Source organism: Myxococcus hansupus, from assembly GCF_000280925.3.
Lineage (GTDB): Bacteria > Myxococcota > Myxococcia > Myxococcales > Myxococcaceae > Myxococcus > Myxococcus hansupus.
Genome location: NZ_CP012109.1, coordinates 1,105,604 through 1,120,678, shown reverse-complemented (window position 1 = coordinate 1,120,678; position 15,075 = coordinate 1,105,604). Strand labels below are relative to the sequence as shown.

Below are 15,075 nucleotides of genomic sequence, written 5' to 3'. Positions count from 1 at the left end.
CGTTCAGGCCCGCTCACCGCGCCAGAGATCCTCGACGCGCTCCCGCTCCCGCACGACGCGCCACGCCGCGCCGTCCACGAGCACCTCGGCGGGCCTCGGCCGGGAATTATAGGTGGACGACATACTCATGCCGTACGCCCCGGCGCTCATGAAGGCGAACAGCTCGCCTGCTTGCGGCAACACCAGGGGCCGGGCCTTCGCCAGCACGTCGGTGGACTCACACACCGGCCCCACGACGTCCACCTCCACCGCCTTGCCCCGCCGCTTCACCAGCGGCTGGAGACCATGGTGGGCCTCGTAGAGCGCGGGGCGCAGCAAGTCATTCATGCCCGCGTCCACCACGACGAAGTGCCGCGCGGGCGTCTTCTTCCGGTACAGCACGCGCGTGAGCAGCACGCCCGCGTTGCCCACCAGCGCCCGCCCCGGCTCCAGGATGAGCGTGGCGCCCGTGGCCCCCGCGGCGGCCAGCACGGTGCGTGCGTACTCGTCCGGCGACGGCGGCGTCTCGTCCGAGTAGGTGATGCCCAGCCCGCCGCCCACGTCCAGGTACGCCAGCGGGTGCCCCTGCGCCTTCAGCGCCGTGTACAGCCCGGCGACCTTCGACAGGGCCGCGCGCATGGGCGCCGTCTGGGTGAGCTGTGAGCCGATGTGACAATCCAGCCCCGTGGCCACCAGGCCCTTCATCTTCTTCGCCCGCGCGTACAGGGCGACGGCCTCCTCGAAGGGCACGCCGAACTTGGACGTCTTCAGGCCGGTGGAGATGTAGCGGTGCGTGCGCGCATCCACGTCCGGATTCACGCGCAGCGCGAACGGCGCGCGGCGGCCCAGGCGGCGGCCCACCGCATCCAGGGCCTCCAACTCCTCGGCGCTCTCCACGTTGAAGAGGAGGATGCCCGCGGACAGCGCCGCCTCCATCTCCTCCTGCGTCTTGCCCACGCCCGCGAACACCGTCTTGGCGACGTCGCCCCCGGCGTGCCGGACGCGGGCCAGCTCTCCGCCCGAGACGATGTCGAACCCACCGCCCTGGTCGGCGATGAGCCGGAGGATGGCGAGGTTCGAGTTGGCCTTCACCGAGTAGCAGATGAGGTGCGGCCGGTCTCCGAAGGCCTCCGTCACCACCCGGACGTGCCGGGTGAGCGTGGCGGTGGAGTAGACGTAGGTCGGCGTGCCCACGGACTCGGCGATGGCCGCGAGCGGCACATCCTCCGCGTGGAGCACACCCTTGCGATAGCTGAAGTGGTTCACGGGACTCCGGCGTCCTCGGACGCGGGGGACTCCGACGGCGTGAGGGGCGTCTGCACCCCGCTGCCTTCCGGCCTGGGCGTCAGGGTCGGCCCCGACGGCTCCAGGGGCCCCCGCTCCGTGGCCGTGGGCGGCGGCTGCGTCTCCGTGGCCGGCGCGGGCGGCGGACCTGGAGGACGGGGCGGGCCCTTGATGCCACAGGCCACCAGCGTCAACGACAGGCTGGCGGCCACACACAGGGGAGCGAGGGTGGCGCGCATGACTAGAACTGCATGCCAAACCAGGCGCGGATGGTCTGCGGCGTGTCGAGGTCGCTGCGGTTGGTCACCGCGAACTCCTGCAGACCGCTCATCGGGAACAGGATGCCGTAGGCGACACCCGCGATGAACCCGTCCTCCGTCTTGTAGTCCGCGCCCACGTTCACCTCCACGCCCAGCGCCTTGTTCGTGAAGGACGGCGTGGACTCCGCGTACACGGCCTGCGAGTAGATGACGCGGCCGTAGATGTCGAACCCGTCCGTGATGGTGTACTTGGCCGACGGGCGCACGTAGATGGCGTCCGTCACGCCCACCAGCAGCTCGCGCCACAGGATGAGGTCGATGCGGTAGTCGCGGTTGAAGCGGAAGTTGCGGATGGCGTTGTCGCTGCAACCGCCCGTGCCGCAGTTGTACTGCGGACCCTCGAAGTCCCCCGGAGCCGTCTGGCCGTTGGGGCCCGAGCCCGGGCGGCCCGGCTGGTTGCCGAAGCCCGGCGCCTTGTCACCGGAGGCGAAGCCCAACTCCATGTTCAGCGACAGCTTCTGGTTCAGCAGCCGCAGCTCACCCTGCGCCACGCCGCCGAACTGAGCCACGGTGAGGCTCTGGTTCAGCGTGGGGTCGTTGATGGCGCCCACGTCCAGCGCGCGGTTGCCGATGCGGCCCAACTGGGCGGCGACCTCGAACTCCAGGCGCCAGTTCTTCTCCTCGTACTTCAGCCAGAAGTCCGGCACGTACAGCGAGGCGTCGCGCGGGATGAAGCCCGTGCCCGGCCCGTTGGTGGTGGAGCCGTCGTACTCCCACTTCTGCTGCCGGAAGGTGAAGTGCAGGCCGTACTGGAGCACGCCCTGGTTGTTGTCCAGCTTGGAGCGGATGACCTGGTCGGTGTCACGGCGGGCAATGGCCAGCACCCAGCTATGCGCGTCGTCGGCCTGGGTCAGGTCGACGGGCTCACCCACCGTGCCGCGGTTGTCGATGACGCCCTCCGCGTTGAAGTCCACCATCGGCGTCACGTACCAGCCCTCGAAGGGGTTGGTGACGAACTGGATGCGGTCCACGGTGTCGCCGAAGTCGCAGTCGAAGCAGGTGCCGTCGTTGCGCAGCATGCCCAGACCCCACTGGCTGCCCATGCGGCCGAAGCGCAGGATGCCCACCGGCGTCTTCACTTCACCGTAGGCGCGGCGCAGCTTGATGGAGTGCTGGAGCGCGTCCGCGAGCGGGTCCTGGCTCTCGGAGAAGATGTTGAAGATGTTGCGCGTGTTGCCGGGCAGCAGCGTGTCGGGCATGGCGCCCATCACGAAGTTGTCCAGGCCGAGCACCTCCATCTTCAACGCCACCTGCTCGGAGATGTTGAAGGTGGGCTCCAGGAGCGCGCGCATGGTGGCGAAGGACTGCGTGTTCTCCTGCGCGCTGCGGGGCGAGCGCGGGAAGAGCTCGCGGCCAGGCTGCTTGCCCAGGTCGAACTTGTAGAAGAGCGTGGGGCGGACGCGGAAGTAGCCGTCGAGCGTGAAGACCTCGAGCTTGCGCTTCTCCTCCGGGAACTCCTCGGCCCACGTGTCCGTCGCGCCAATGGACTGCTTCGCGGCCTCGGCGCGAATCTCCTCGCGCAGCTCCTCCTTCAGCGCCGCCAGGTCATCCCGGCTGACGGCATCGCGAAGGGAGGGCACGGGCGCGCTCTCCACCGGCGCGGTGGGGGCGGACTCCGCGGGTGCGGCTTCCGCTGGCGCGGGCGGGCTACCCTCCGGCACCGGCGTCTGGGCGGTGGCCGTGGAAGAAGCGACGAGCAGCGCCGCCAGCAGGGCGTGAGACATGGGCAACGATCTCCAGGGCCGCCAGGGGGCGGCCGGGTCTGAAAGGCGGGCGATTCAAGCCACCGGACCAAGGGGTGTCAACGCTTACCAGGGTGCGGCTTCGCGCCGTCAACGGCCGGCGCCCTGGGATCACTTCGTCGTCCGCCCCCGTGGCTGGCACTTGGGACAGAAGTGGGTGGTACGGCCGCCCTGGGTGAAGGACTCGACCCGGGTACCACACTGGGAGCATGGGCTGCCCGCGCGTCCATATATGAGGAACGGGTTCTCCGAGCGCCCTTCCTCCAGGTACACCGGCTCCTCCCCTTCCTGCTCCTTGAGGCCGAAGTCGATGGAGGCGCGGATGGCCTGCACCAGCCGCTTCCACTCGTCCGGCGTCAGGGAGCCGGGCTGTCGCGAGGGGTGAAGTCCGGCCCGGAAGAGGGCCTCGGCGGCGTGGATGTTGCCCAGGCCGGAGATGCGCTCCTGGTCCATCAGGGCCACCTTCAGGTCCTTCCGGGAGGGGCCTACGGCCGCCTGGAGCTGTCCCGCCGTGAGGCCGTCCGCCAGCGGATCCCGGCCCAGAATCTTCACCGCGTCCAGCTCGCGCAGGCGCGCGGCCGGCGCCGGCTCCAGGCGCCCGAACATGCGGGGATCTGAAAAGTGGATGACGTGACCATCGTCCAGATGGAAACGGGCGCGGCTGTAGGGCTCCACCCGCCCCTCGGTGCGGCGGACGAACTTGCCCGTCATCCCCAGGTGCCCCATCAGCCCCTTGCCGCCCTCGAAGGCGAAGAGCAGGTACTTGCCCCGGCGGACCAGGGACTCCAGCCGGCCCCGGAGCGCGTCGAACTGCTGGCGCTCGGCGCCCCGGAAGATGCGGGTGTCCTCCGACTCCGCGCGCACCAGGCGCCTGTCGGCGAACCAGCGCACCAGGTTGCGCCGCGCGATTTCCACCTCGGGTAGCTCAGGCATCCTGCGGGGCACATACACCGGCGAGCGGCCCCACGCACCGCTTACGTGACTGTCTGGACGCTTGCATCACGCAGCGCTTGAAGGCAGGGGCCGATGTGGGCCAGCGTCCCGCATCCCCGCGGAAGCGACGCGGCGTAGACCTCTGCACAGAAAGGCACCATTCGTCATGCAGCGCATCCTCGTGGCAGCACTGGGACTCACCTTGGCAACGGGCCTGTCGACGGGCTGCTCCAAGCAGCGCATCTCCGCGGAGAAGGCCGTGGCCCGCACCCTCATCTCCGACGAGCAGGAGGAGCAGCTCGGCCGGCAGGTCAAGCAGGAGCTGGAGACGAAGGAGAACATCAAGTACGTCGAGAACGCCGCCGTCGTCGACTACGTGCGCGGCATCTCTTCCAGCATCCTCAACCAGGCGTCCAAGGACCGGCCGGGGGTGAAGTGGAAGATCAACGTCATCGACGACCCGAAGATGGTCAACGCGTTCGCCACGCCCGGCGGCTACCTGTACGTCTACACCGGCCTCATCCTCGCCGCGGACACCGAGGCGGAGCTGGCCGGCGTCATGGCGCACGAGGCGGGCCACGTGGTGGGCCGTCACTCCGCCCGCGCCATGGTGAACCAGATGGGCCTGCAGGCCATCACCCAGGCCGCGCTGGGGCAGAACCCGGGCACGGTGGCGCAGATCGCCGCGCAGCTCGTGAGCGGCGGCACCCTGCTGGCGCACGGCCGCAGCGAGGAGATTGAAGCCGACGAGTACGGCGCGCGCTACGCCTCTGGCGCTGGCTATGACCCGCGCGGGCTCGTCACCTTCTTCGAGAAGCTCCAGCAGGCGCAGGGCGACACGCCCGCGCTGATGAAGTGGCTGAGCACGCACCCCACCAACAAGGACCGCATCGCGAACATCCAGAAGATCATCTCGCAGAAGAACCTGCGCGGCAGCAACAACGGCCCGGGCGGGCTCCCCGCCATCAAGCAGGCGCTGGGCGCCAAGTAGCCCTCCGCGTCAGTGCAGCGTGGAGGAGCGGGGGTCCTGCTCCTCCACGGTGGGCTCGGGCTCCAACCCCCGGGCCACGCGGCGCCGCCACCGGAAGCGCGCCAGCCTCGAATGCTGAGCGCCCTTCGCGCTCTTGGCCGCGCCCACGGACTTCAGCGGCGGCTCGCGCGGAGCGGCCTCGTCGAAGCGGCGCGCCCCCTTCGACTTCCCCTCCACCGAGGCGTGCTCGAGGATGGCGTTGACCTCGCCGCCAACGATGAAGATGAGCCCGGAGATGTAGAGCCACAGCATCAGCACCACCACGCCACCAATGGAGCCGTAGGTGACGTTGTACTTGCCGAAGTGCTCCACGTACTGCGTGAAGCCCCAGGTACTCCCCAGCCACAGGCCCGTGCCCAGCACGGAGCCGGGGGTGATGTACTTGAAGCGCTGCTTCACGTCGGGCAGCAGGTAGTAGCAGAGCGCCAGCACCAGCATCACCAGCCCCGCGGTGAAGGGCCAGCGCAGCCAGGACCACACCAGGTGGTAGGCGTCCACGAGCTGCAACTTCCCCGCGAGCCACAGCCCCAGCCGCCCGCCCAACAGGAACACGGCGAAGGACAGCGGGATGAGCAGCGAGCCCATCAACGTCACCAGCATGGCCAGGCCCTGCGTCTTCCAGAGGGGCCGGGATTCGGAGACGTCGTAGGCCAGGTTGAGCGCGGTGCGCAGCGCGTTCACCCCGCGAGACGCGGACCACAGCGTGATGACGAGACCGACGGTCAGCAGCCGGGGCTGGGGCTGATTCACCAGGGACTGCAGGTGGCCGGTGATGAGCTGCAACGCGTCGCCGGGGACGAGCGGACGGATGCGGTCCATCATCGCGTCCACCGCCCCGGGGGCGATGGGCAGGTACGCCACCAGCGTGACGAGGAAGAAGAGGAACGGGAACAGCGAGAACAGGAGGTAGTACGAAAGCTGCGCCGCGATGTCGGTGACGCTGTCCTCCTCGAACTCCTTCACGAAGCGCCGGGTGAACTCGCGCCAGGTGAGGTGCTTGAGTCTGGGCCGCCGCATGCTCGCCTCCACGCTCGAAGTCGTTCCGGGGACCGGAAAGTGGCCTCGGCGGAACGGACTGGCAGCAGGCGGGCGAGCGGGCGCTCGGCGCGCGCTTCGGATAGCGGACGGTGCGCGGCGTGTCAGGCCACGTTGGGCGGGAGGTATCTGCCCAGCAGTGGACGAAGCCGGCCGCGCACCTCGTCGGGGATGCGGCTGCGCTCGGTGCCAATGGCCAGGGCCAGCGCGGTGTCGCAGCGGCAGGTGGCGTGGGCTTCGGCGATGCGGGGCAACGCGCGGCGGATGAGCGCAGCGCCGCTGGCGGTGACGGCCTTGCGGTTGTGGGACACCAGGGCCAGCAGCTCATCGTGCTCGTGACCCGGCGCGCAGGGCTGCCACGAGTCATAGTCCGTGGGCAGCGCCACCATCGCGTAGTGCAGCTCCGCCTCGCGCGCGAGCCGGGCCTCCGGCATGGCCGTCATCCCCACCAGGTCCGCGCCCCAGGTGCGGTACAGCAGGCTCTCCGCGCGCGTGCTGAGCGACGGGCCCTCGATGCAGACGTAGGTGGACTCCGTGTGGACCGGCGGACCCAGCGGGTCCCTGGCCTGGGCGAGCACCTCGCGCAGGGTGCCACAGAAGGGGGTGCCCAGGTCCACGTGGACGGCGACGTCGTCGTAGAAGGTGCAGGGTCGGCGGTAGGTCCGGTCGATGACCTGATCCGGCACGACGAGCTGGAGGGGCTGGATGTGCTCGCGCAGGCTCCCCACGGTGCCCGTGGCCAGGACGTGGGTGATGCCCAGGACCTTCAGGGCGTACAGGTTGGCGCGGTAGGGGGCACGGGTGGCGTTGTAGACGTGGCCCGCGCCATGACGGGCGACGAAGGCGACGGGAATGCCGCCGAGTTCGGTGGTGACGATGGGCGCCGCATGAGGGCCGAAGGGCGTCTCGATGATGTGGGATTCGCCCTTGCCGGGGATGCCCAGTGCCTGGGCCAACCCGGGGCTCCCGATGATGCCCACCCTGACAGCCATGTGCCTCCTCGTGGCGCGACCACCGCGCCAGGGGACCATAACGCGCCCCCCTGGCCCAGGAACCCCAGAAGACTGGTAGTTTTCGTAATCGCCATGCGAGCTCTTCTGATTCTCGGCCTGACCCTCGCCGCCAGCACCGCCGCTGCGGAAGTCCCCTCTGGATGCAAGGAGGACTACGCGACGTGCAAGGAGGATTGCTCCATCGAGTTCGGCGGCAGCGGACGCGCCGTCAAACAGCTCACGAACTGTCTGGCGGACTGTCAGGAGAACCTGGGATTGTGTGCGGACCGGCACAGCTCGCTCAAAGGTCTGCCGGCCGGCGTGGTGGCGGATCCACCGAGGTCTCGGCGGGGCAAGAAGCTGACCCGCGAGGAGGACCCCTTCGGCGACGGCGATGCGAAGCCGACGCGCAGTCGGAAATCGCGGGAGGAGGACCCGTTCGGGGATGAGCGTCCGTCGGGACGCCGGGAGGGGTATCGCGCCGCGGATTCCGCGGTGGCGGCCGAGCCCACGCGTCGCGCACCGCCGCCGGAGCCCATTCCGCCGCCGCCGTCCTCCAGTGTTGGCGCGGAAGCCACGAGGACTGGGGTTTACCGGGCCAGTGAATCGGACCCGCCGCCTCGGGCCCCGGTCCCCACGCCCGCCGACCCGACGTCACTGGGCGACCTGGATGGCCCGGATGACGAGCCCACCACGGTGGCGGCTCCGGAGCCGAAGCCCGCACCGCCCGCGCCCGCGCCGGTGAAGGCCGCGCCGCCGGCGGTCATCGCGAGCCCGGCGAAGAAGGACCCGCTGCTCGACGATGACGTGCCCGAGGGTCCGCCGGTGGCGAAGACGCCCCAGCCCAGCAAGAGCAGCAAGCCGGCGGTGCCGGCCGAGCCCAAGTACGACATCTCGGAGTGGGACCCGAACGGCGACTGAGGCCCTACGGCGCGGCGGCCGTGCCGCGCTCGAGGTTCAGGATGGCCTGCCACAGCGCGAAGGGAGAGATGCCCGCGTAGCCGCTCTCCTGGCCGTCGTTGCACTCGATGACGATCCACCGGCCCGACACCTCCTGGGCCACGTCCACCACCAGGAAGGGCACGTCGAGCCGCCGCGCGACCTCTCGCCCCAGACCGAGCGCCGCATGCTGCTCCTCCGGCGTGAGCGTGTACGGCGTGCCTTGCCACCAGTACGGCCCCCAGCCGACGAGCGCGCCCTTCCACCAGAACGTGCGGAACTCGAAGGAGCTGGGGATGCGGTCCGGCGCGCCCTCTTCCACCCGGCGCAAGGGCCGCAGCTCACGGCACACCACCCGCTGCCAGTGCAGGATGGGGTCCTTCGCGTAGGTCTCCATCGCGTGGCGGAACTGCTCCGGCCCTTCTATGATGGAGAGGGATTTGCGGTGCCGGCTCGTCTGCCGCTCGCCCTTCACGAACACGGGCCACCCCAGCAGACGCGCCACCGTCTCCGCGTCCGGCCGCGTGTCGAACCAGAAGCTGCGCGGCGTCAGGTCCTCGAGTTTCGGGTACCAGTGCGGCAGCTCCGTGGCCATCAGGTGCTGCTCGGGGGTGTGGACCAGGCGGATGCCGGACTCGGCCAGTTCCTTGAAGCGCTCGGCATAGTCGGTCCAGACGCCCACCCGCGCCACCACCTCCAATGACTCGGGCAGCACGTAGGGTCGGCGGCACGCGAAGAAGCGGTCGAAGGCGAAGTCGTAGATGCCCTTGCCCGTGGGCGCGGTCAGGAGCCACAGCCGCTCTTCCACTTGGAGCAAGTCCTCACCTGGACGAAGCATCGGCCCAGCGTATGCCGCCCAAGGCTGGCCGCAACCATGCGCTCCTGTGAAGCGCCCTTCTTGGCGGCGTACTTCAGCGCGCCTTCCGGAACGTCAGGTTGATGCGATGCGCTCCGAGTTGGGGGTGATGACCGGGCTTGAGCGGCATGACGCCGTGATACCGAAGCCGCGCGGGGCCGCCCCACACGACCACGTCGCCGTGAATCAAGCGGACCCGCAGCGGCTTGTCCGCCCTGCCCTCCCCTCCGAAAAGGAAGACCGCCGGAAGTCCCAGTGAGACGGAGACGATGGGCGCGGAGAAGTCACGTTCGTCCTTGTCCTGGTGCAGCGACATCTTCGCGCCAGTGTCATAGCGATTGACCAGACAGCTATCGGGAACGAAGTCGGCGAAGCCAGCCCGTGCGGCGGCGGACTGCGCGAGCTGAAGGAACGCCATGGGCATCGTGGGCCAAGGCCGCTCCGGCACCGGGTCCACCTCTGCATAGCGGTAGCCCGTGCGGTCCGTCACCCAGCCCCACGCCCCACAGCTCGTCATCGCGACGGACATGCGGAAGCCACCCGGCGTCTCCATGTGGCGAAAGGGCGACGCGTCCGTGATGCCCTGAAGCGCGCTCAGCAACGCCGCGTCGTGCGGCAGCGCGAAGCCTCGCAGCACCCGGGCTCCAGGCCCCAGGTCCTCTTCACGGGGCTCGGTGCCACCCACGCTGTCGAACAGGTCCAGCGTCATCCGCGTTCCTCACGCCGCATCATGGAAGATGACGCCCACCGTGTGACGGTGCCCTGAACGAATCCGGCTGACACCGTGACGCAGGTTCACCCGGTACACGCCCCGCGGCCCCTGAACGGGACGGTGGTGGACCGCGAACACCACCGCGTCCCCCTGGCGCAGCGGAACCACCTCCGCGCGCGACTGCATGCGGGGCCGCTGCTCGGTGAGCACGAACTCGCCGCCCGTGAAGTCCCTGCCCGGCTCCGACAACAACACCGCCACCTGGAGCGGGAAGACGTGCTCGCCGTAGAGGTCCTGGTGCAGGCAGTTGTAATCGTCCGCGCCGTACCGAAGCAGCAGCGGCGTGGGCCTCACCTGCCCCGCCGCGTGACAGCGTTCGAGATACGCCGCGTGCTCCACCGGATACCGCACGTCGATGCCCATCGCCGTGTTCCACCGGTTCGCGATGGGCGCGAGCTGGGGATACAGCGCCTCGCGCAGCGCGGCGACCACGCCCGGCAACGGGTATTCGAAGTACTTGTACTCGCCCTTTCCGAAGCCGTGACGCGCCATCACCACCCGGCTGCGGAACACCGCGTCCTCCGCGTACAGCGCGGCCAGGGCCTCGCACTCCTCGGAGGTGACCAGCCCCTCCACCGTCGCGCAGCCCCGTGCATCGAGCTCCGTCGTGACACGCGTCCAATCGACGCCCGCCACCCGCTCCGCGACACCCTTCACGGACCTCGCGCTCGACGCGCGCGCGGTCACCCTCATCGTGGGCACGGCATCTGCCTCCTTCCAGGGAATCTTGCTGCCACGGAAGGAAGCTAATGGGGGCAACCCCGCACGGCACTCCGAGTCTTGCTACCCGATGCGCGCCGCGGGCACGGGCGCCACGGGAGGCGGCCGGACGTGCGCGGCCTGCGTCAACCGCACGCCCAGGAGCACGAGCGCACCGCCCACCGCAATCTCCCAATGCAGCGCCTCATCCAGGATGGCCCACGCGGCCAGCGCGGTCGCCGCGGGTTGGAGGTTGGAGAACACCGCCACCTTCGACGCGGGCACCTTCGACAGCGCGTAGTACCAGAGCAGGTACGCCACCACCGAGGTCAGCAGGCCCAGGTAGACGATGGAGTACCGGGCCATGGAGCTCGCCGCGAGCACCGCCTGGGGCTTCGCGAAGAACGGCGCCATCATCAGCATCATGAACGTGGAAGCGCTCATGCTCCACGCCGTGGCCCGAAACGGCCCGTGGATGGCGACGAACGGCTTGCCCTCTGTCGTGTACACCACCCACGACATCACCGCGCCCAGGATGAGCAGGTCACCCAGCAGCGAGCCGCTCGCGTCCGCCAGGCCCCGCCCCAGCAGCAGCACCACCACGCCCGAGAACGCCGTGACGATGCCGCCCATGGCGCGCAGCGAAGCGCGCTCGTGGCCGCGCGCCAGACTCAGCAAATACACGCCCAGCGGCGTCAGCGCGTAGAGCAGCGCCGCGTGCGCCGCCGTGGACTGCGACAGGCCGTAGAAGAAGAACACCTGGTTCACCGGCCCCGCGAGCAGGCCCAGCAGCAGGACCCGTCCCCACTCGTTGCGCGGTGGGAGCTTCGGCCCTGGCAGGAAGCACAGGAGCAGCATGAACACCGAGCCGCTCAGCACGAAGCGCCACAACACCACGGTGAGCGGTGGCAGCTCCGACATCGCCCGCTTGCCGGCCAGATAGGTTCCCGCGCTGATGAGAACCTGGAGGATGAGCGCGGCGTAGACCGGGCCCAAGGACTGCGTGGGAGTGGACGTCAGGGGTCGAGCTGAAGAAGCGCCCATTGCGCGGCGGTACGTACCAATTCGCTCGAATCGCCGCTGAGCTTTTCCAGCAACACTTTCGCGTCCGCCTGCTTTGCCACGCCCAACGCATACACGGCGTTGCGGCGCAGTCCGTCGTAGCGTGCGCGCGCCAGCGCCGTGCCAGGTATTAGGTGCTCATACTGTTCCAGTGTGAGTCCCGCGAGTTCACGCACGCCCAACGCAGCCACCGCGCGCGGCGCGAAGCGTGGGTTCTCCGCGAACACGGGCCGGCGGTTCAACGGGCACACCTGCTGGCAGATGTCGCAGCCGAAAATCAGGTTGTCGAACTTGAGCCGGAACGCCTCCGGCACCTGCTGCTCGCGGTTCTCGATGGTCTGATAGGACAGACACGCGCGCGCATCCACGCGGCCATTGCCCACCAACGCACCCGTGGGACAGGACATGAGGCAGCGGCGACATGCGCCACACCGGTCCGCCGCGGGCCCGTTGCCGTAGTCATCCACCTCCGCGTCCACGATGAGCGTGGCCAGCAACACCCACGAGCCATAGGGCTCGGTGATGAAGCAGCCATTCTTCCCCACGTAGCCCAGCCCCGCGCGAGCCGCCCAGACCTTCTCCATCAGCGGGCCGCTGTCCACGCTGCCGTAGGTCCCCAGCCCGGGGAACATCACGTTGAGGGCCTTGCGGAAGGCCTTCATCCGGTCGCGCAGCGTGGAGTGATAGTCCCGGCCACGGGCGTAGCGGGCGATGGGCGAGTCCACCGACTCCGCGTCGTCCCGCCAGTAGTTGTTCACGAACGAGATGACCGTCTTCGCGCCCGGGAGCAGAAGCGAGACGTCGAGCCGCTCGGCGGCACGCTCGCCCATCCAGTCCATGTCGGCCGCGTACCCGGCGGCCACCCATGACATCAGGAAGTCCGGAGGAATGGGCTCCGCGCGCGCGAAGCCCACCAGGTCGAAGCCCACCGAGCGGGCGAGGTCACGCAGATGGGCGGTGGGCAACACGTTCACGAGTCGCGTCCGTCTACTTCGAAGGCTTCTCGGGAATCCACTTCACATCCTCCACGCCCGCACGGTGGTTGACCACGCGAGCGAGGACGAAGAGCAGATCCGAGAGCCGGTTGAGGTAGACGACCACCGCCTTCGGAATCTTCCCCTCGCGAAGCAGCGTCACCGCGCGGCGCTCCGCGCGGCGGCAGACGGTGCGCGCCAGGTGCAGCGCGCTCGCGGCCCGCGTGCCACCGGGCAGGATGAAGTGCGTCATCGGCGCGAGCTCCGCCTCGAACCCGTCGATGGCGCGCTCCATGTCCTCCGCCCACTCGGCCTTCAATTCGGGGATGTGCGCCGAGGCCTTGGTGCCCTCGGGCGTCGAGATCGCCGCGCCCACCGTGAAGAGCTGGTCCTGCAACCGGTGCAGCAGCGCGTCCACGTCCGTGGGGCCATCGAAGCTCCGCACCAGGCCGAGGGTCGAGTTCAGCTCGTCGACGTCCCCGTAGGCGTCCACACGCACGTCGTCCTTCGCGACGCGGCCGCCACCGAACAGTCCGGTCTCTCCCGCGTCCCCGCTCTTCGTGTAGATTTTCATGTCCCGGCTTCTAATGGTGCGTGACGACTGGCGTCCATGAGAAGCCGCACGCCGCGCAACAGGCCTGTGCGTAGCTGTACTCATTTCACTCCGGGACAGGCTGTGTACGTTTACTTGTGACGAGCACCGACTCGGTTACATGAGCCCCATGCAGTCCTATCTGTCCCTGCTCGACCACGTCCTGCGCCACGGAGTGAAGAAGGGCGACCGTACCGGCACGGGGACGCTCAGCGTCTTCGGCCCCCAGCTCCGGTTCGACCTCACGCAGGGCTTCCCGCTCCTCACCACGAAGAAGCTGCACACGAAGTCCATCCTGCATGAGCTGCTGTGGATGCTCGCGGGGGACACCAACGTGCACACGCTCCAGGCCCAGGGCGTCACCATCTGGGACGAGTGGGCCAACGCCGACGGCAGCCTGGGCCCCGTGTACGGCCACCAGTGGCGCTCGTGGACCGCGCCCAACGGCGAGCACATCGACCAGATGAAGGCGCTGGTGGAAGGGTTGAAGAAGAACCCCGATTCGCGGCGGCACCTCATCAGCGCGTGGAACGTGGCGGACCTGCCCTCCATGAACCTGCCGCCCTGCCACGTGCTCTTCCAGTTCTACGTGGCCAACGGCCGCCTGTCCTGCCAGCTCTATCAGCGCAGCGCGGACCTGTTCCTCGGGCTGCCGTTCAACATCGCGTCGTACGCGCTGCTGACGATGATGGTGGCGCAGGTGACGGGCCTGGAGGCGCACGAGTTCATCCACACCGTGGGCGACGCGCACCTGTACCTCAACCACGTCGAGCAGGCGAAGACGCAGCTCGCGCGCGAGCCGCGCCCGCTGCCTCGCATGCGCCTCAACCCCGAGGTGAAGGACCTCTTCGCGTTCAAGTACGCAGACTTCACGCTCGAAGGCTACGACCCGCACCCCGCCATCAAGGCGCCCGTGGCCGTATGAAGCTCTCCGCCATCGTCGCCATGGCCGCCAACCGCGTCATCGGCGCGGGCAATCAGCTCCCATGGCGCCTGTCCGCGGACCTCGCGCGCTTCAAGCGCATCACCATGGGCCACACCCTGGTGATGGGTCGCAAGACGTACGAGTCCATTGGCCGTCCGCTGCCGGGACGCACCTTCATCGTCGTCACCCGTCAACGTGACTTCGCGCCCGCGGGCGTCCAGGTCGCTCACTCCGTGGACGACGCGCTCGCGAAGGCGCAAGCCAGCGGCGACACCGAGGTCTTCATCGCCGGCGGCGCGGACCTCTACGCCCAGACGATGGACCGAGTGCAGCGCCTCTACCTCACCCGCATCGACCGGGACTTCCCCGGCGACACATGCTTTCCCGAGGTCGACCTGTCGGGCTGGACGTGTGTCGAAGAGGAACAGCACCTCGACGCCGAGCTCCCCTTCGCGTTCCTCACCTACGAGCGCTGACCATCCGGCCGGGGGCCTCCCGTCCTGACGCGTGGCACGCGCTGGCGCCATGCACACCTCCACGGGATGCAGACCTCCATGCTCTCCCGTTCCGTGGACCTTCCCTGGCGGACGGCCGCTCTCTCCAGCGCCGCCGTCCTCACCGCCTCGAACGTGGCCGCGCTCGTCGCCAGCCTGCGGCTCGCTCCCCTGCTGCGACACCGGCTGAGGCCCCGTCCTCGCGCCCTGCCCGCGCTGGCCATGGGCGCCACCGCCCTGGGCGCCCTGGCCATCGGCGCGCTCAGCATCGGCACGCTCGCCATCCGGGCGATGACCATCGGCAAGCTCCGGGGCGAGGACTGGCAGGTGGACTCCCTGCGCGTGGGCACATTCCAGGTCGTGGAGACGATTGGCCCCGAGTCCGCCCTGCCCGCCGGGGCATGAAAGCACCCGATTTTGATATTGACTCTCAAGATTGAAAGGACC

The 15,075-nt window shown here is 69.1% G+C and carries 17 protein-coding genes; 5 read left to right on the top strand and 12 right to left on the bottom strand.

Translation table 11 applies throughout. From position 1 onward, the window contains the following. Positions 1-3 precede the first annotated feature (3 nt). The 4 genes from lysA to mutM all read right to left on the bottom strand — a co-directional run bounded on the left by lysA (position 4) and on the right by mutM (position 4,258). Positions 4-1,245: a diaminopimelate decarboxylase gene (lysA, locus tag A176_RS04700; protein ID WP_002635760.1), complete on the bottom strand. Its 1,242-nt coding sequence runs from the start codon at positions 1,243-1,245 to the stop codon at positions 4-6. Beyond that, positions 1,242-1,502 carry an LPS translocon maturation chaperone LptM gene (gene lptM, locus A176_RS04695; RefSeq protein WP_002635761.1) on the bottom strand — a complete coding sequence of 87 codons (261 nt, stop codon included), beginning with the start codon at positions 1,500-1,502 and terminating at the stop codon, positions 1,242-1,244. Before lptM ends, lysA begins: the two co-directional genes overlap by 4 nt. A gap of 2 nt (positions 1,503-1,504) precedes the next feature. Then, a complete protein-coding gene (locus A176_RS04690) occupies positions 1,505-3,307 on the bottom strand; it encodes a TIGR04551 family protein (RefSeq protein ID WP_002635762.1) in 1,803 nt (600 codons plus the stop codon). A 129-nt stretch (positions 3,308-3,436) separates the two neighbouring features. Further along, on the bottom strand, positions 3,437-4,258 hold the full coding sequence (gene mutM, locus A176_RS04685; protein WP_044889689.1) for a bifunctional DNA-formamidopyrimidine glycosylase/DNA-(apurinic or apyrimidinic site) lyase: 822 nt from the start codon (positions 4,256-4,258) through the stop codon (positions 3,437-3,439). 166 nt (positions 4,259-4,424) lie between these two features. Here mutM and A176_RS04680 point away from each other — a divergent pair, with 166 nt between their 5' ends. Next, entirely contained in the window at positions 4,425-5,249 is an 825-nt protein-coding gene (locus A176_RS04680) for a M48 family metallopeptidase (RefSeq protein ID WP_002635764.1), read from the top strand. A gap of 9 nt (positions 5,250-5,258) precedes the next feature. On the opposite strand, the gene A176_RS04675 is transcribed toward A176_RS04680, so the two are convergent. Beyond that, the gene (locus A176_RS04675) at positions 5,259-6,305 is read right to left on the bottom strand and encodes a YihY/virulence factor BrkB family protein (protein WP_002635765.1); all 1,047 of its coding nucleotides are present in this window, start codon (positions 6,303-6,305) and stop codon (positions 5,259-5,261) included. 122 nt (positions 6,306-6,427) lie between these two features. Continuing rightward, positions 6,428-7,315 carry an MTAP family purine nucleoside phosphorylase gene (locus A176_RS04670; protein ID WP_002635766.1) on the bottom strand — a complete coding sequence of 296 codons (888 nt, stop codon included), beginning with the start codon at positions 7,313-7,315 and terminating at the stop codon, positions 6,428-6,430. Positions 7,316-7,408: 93 nt separating this feature from the next. Between A176_RS04670 and A176_RS04665 the strand changes: the two genes are divergently transcribed. Next, positions 7,409-8,236 carry a hypothetical protein gene (locus tag A176_RS04665; protein ID WP_021781113.1) on the top strand — a complete coding sequence of 276 codons (828 nt, stop codon included), beginning with the start codon at positions 7,409-7,411 and terminating at the stop codon, positions 8,234-8,236. A 4-nt stretch (positions 8,237-8,240) separates the two neighbouring features. Here A176_RS04665 and A176_RS04660 read toward each other — a convergent pair whose 3' ends face one another. The 6 genes from A176_RS04660 to A176_RS04635 form a co-directional block, all read right to left on the bottom strand. Beyond that, complete coding sequence (locus A176_RS04660) at positions 8,241-9,062, bottom strand: ATP-grasp domain-containing protein (protein ID WP_002635768.1); 822 nt, start codon at positions 9,060-9,062, stop codon at positions 8,241-8,243. A gap of 103 nt (positions 9,063-9,165) precedes the next feature. Continuing rightward, positions 9,166-9,819, bottom strand: a complete 654-nt coding sequence (gene alkB / locus A176_RS04655; protein WP_002635769.1) for a DNA oxidative demethylase AlkB — start codon at positions 9,817-9,819, stop codon at positions 9,166-9,168. Positions 9,820-9,828: 9 nt separating this feature from the next. Beyond that, a complete protein-coding gene (locus A176_RS04650; protein WP_044889690.1) occupies positions 9,829-10,575 on the bottom strand; it encodes a 2OG-Fe(II) oxygenase in 747 nt (248 codons plus the stop codon). Between the two features lie 90 nt (positions 10,576-10,665). Next, positions 10,666-11,625: an EamA family transporter gene (locus tag A176_RS04645; protein ID WP_002635771.1), complete on the bottom strand. Its 960-nt coding sequence runs from the start codon at positions 11,623-11,625 to the stop codon at positions 10,666-10,668. Next, positions 11,598-12,617 (bottom strand): tRNA epoxyqueuosine(34) reductase QueG, encoded by a 1,020-nt coding sequence (gene queG / locus A176_RS04640; RefSeq protein ID WP_002635772.1) that lies wholly within the window; start codon positions 12,615-12,617, stop codon positions 11,598-11,600. Before queG ends, A176_RS04645 begins: the two co-directional genes overlap by 28 nt. Positions 12,618-12,630: 13 nt before the next feature. Next, a complete protein-coding gene (locus tag A176_RS04635; protein WP_002635773.1) occupies positions 12,631-13,191 on the bottom strand; it encodes a cob(I)yrinic acid a,c-diamide adenosyltransferase in 561 nt (186 codons plus the stop codon). 148 nt (positions 13,192-13,339) lie between these two features. Between A176_RS04635 and A176_RS04630 the strand changes: the two genes are divergently transcribed. The 3 genes from A176_RS04630 to A176_RS04620 all read left to right on the top strand — a co-directional run bounded on the left by A176_RS04630 (position 13,340) and on the right by A176_RS04620 (position 15,033). Next, a complete protein-coding gene (locus A176_RS04630) occupies positions 13,340-14,134 on the top strand; it encodes a thymidylate synthase (protein WP_002635774.1) in 795 nt (264 codons plus the stop codon). Continuing rightward, on the top strand, positions 14,131-14,610 hold the full coding sequence (locus A176_RS04625; protein WP_002635775.1) for a dihydrofolate reductase: 480 nt from the start codon (positions 14,131-14,133) through the stop codon (positions 14,608-14,610). Before A176_RS04630 ends, A176_RS04625 begins: the two co-directional genes overlap by 4 nt. A 78-nt stretch (positions 14,611-14,688) precedes the next feature. Continuing rightward, entirely contained in the window at positions 14,689-15,033 is a 345-nt protein-coding gene (locus tag A176_RS04620; RefSeq protein ID WP_002635776.1) for a hypothetical protein, read from the top strand. The last annotated feature ends 42 nt before the right edge of the window (positions 15,034-15,075 follow it).

What these genes read in the sequence shown, in the direction of transcription:
- lptM (WP_002635761.1), bottom strand. Translation starts at nt 1,502, where the DNA reads ATGCGCGCCACCCTCGCTCCCCTGTGTGTGGCCGCCAGCCTGTCGTTG.
- A176_RS04690 (WP_002635762.1), bottom strand. Translation starts at nt 3,307, where the DNA reads ATGTCTCACGCCCTGCTGGCGGCGCTGCTCGTCGCTTCTTCCACGGCC.
- mutM (WP_044889689.1), bottom strand. Translation starts at nt 4,258, where the DNA reads ATGCCTGAGCTACCCGAGGTGGAAATCGCGCGGCGCAACCTGGTGCGC.
- A176_RS04680 (WP_002635764.1), top strand. Translation starts at nt 4,425, where the DNA reads ATGCAGCGCATCCTCGTGGCAGCACTGGGACTCACCTTGGCAACGGGC.
- A176_RS04675 (WP_002635765.1), bottom strand. Translation starts at nt 6,305, where the DNA reads ATGCGGCGGCCCAGACTCAAGCACCTCACCTGGCGCGAGTTCACCCGG.
- A176_RS04670 (WP_002635766.1), bottom strand. Translation starts at nt 7,315, where the DNA reads ATGGCTGTCAGGGTGGGCATCATCGGGAGCCCCGGGTTGGCCCAGGCA.
- A176_RS04665 (WP_021781113.1), top strand. Translation starts at nt 7,409, where the DNA reads ATGCGAGCTCTTCTGATTCTCGGCCTGACCCTCGCCGCCAGCACCGCC.
- alkB (WP_002635769.1), bottom strand. Translation starts at nt 9,819, where the DNA reads ATGACGCTGGACCTGTTCGACAGCGTGGGTGGCACCGAGCCCCGTGAA.
- A176_RS04650 (WP_044889690.1), bottom strand. Translation starts at nt 10,575, where the DNA reads ATGAGGGTGACCGCGCGCGCGTCGAGCGCGAGGTCCGTGAAGGGTGTC.
- A176_RS04645 (WP_002635771.1), bottom strand. Translation starts at nt 11,625, where the DNA reads ATGGGCGCTTCTTCAGCTCGACCCCTGACGTCCACTCCCACGCAGTCC.
- A176_RS04635 (WP_002635773.1), bottom strand. Translation starts at nt 13,191, where the DNA reads ATGAAAATCTACACGAAGAGCGGGGACGCGGGAGAGACCGGACTGTTC.
- A176_RS04630 (WP_002635774.1), top strand. Translation starts at nt 13,340, where the DNA reads ATGCAGTCCTATCTGTCCCTGCTCGACCACGTCCTGCGCCACGGAGTG.
- A176_RS04625 (WP_002635775.1), top strand. Translation starts at nt 14,131, where the DNA reads ATGAAGCTCTCCGCCATCGTCGCCATGGCCGCCAACCGCGTCATCGGC.
- A176_RS04620 (WP_002635776.1), top strand. Translation starts at nt 14,689, where the DNA reads ATGCTCTCCCGTTCCGTGGACCTTCCCTGGCGGACGGCCGCTCTCTCC.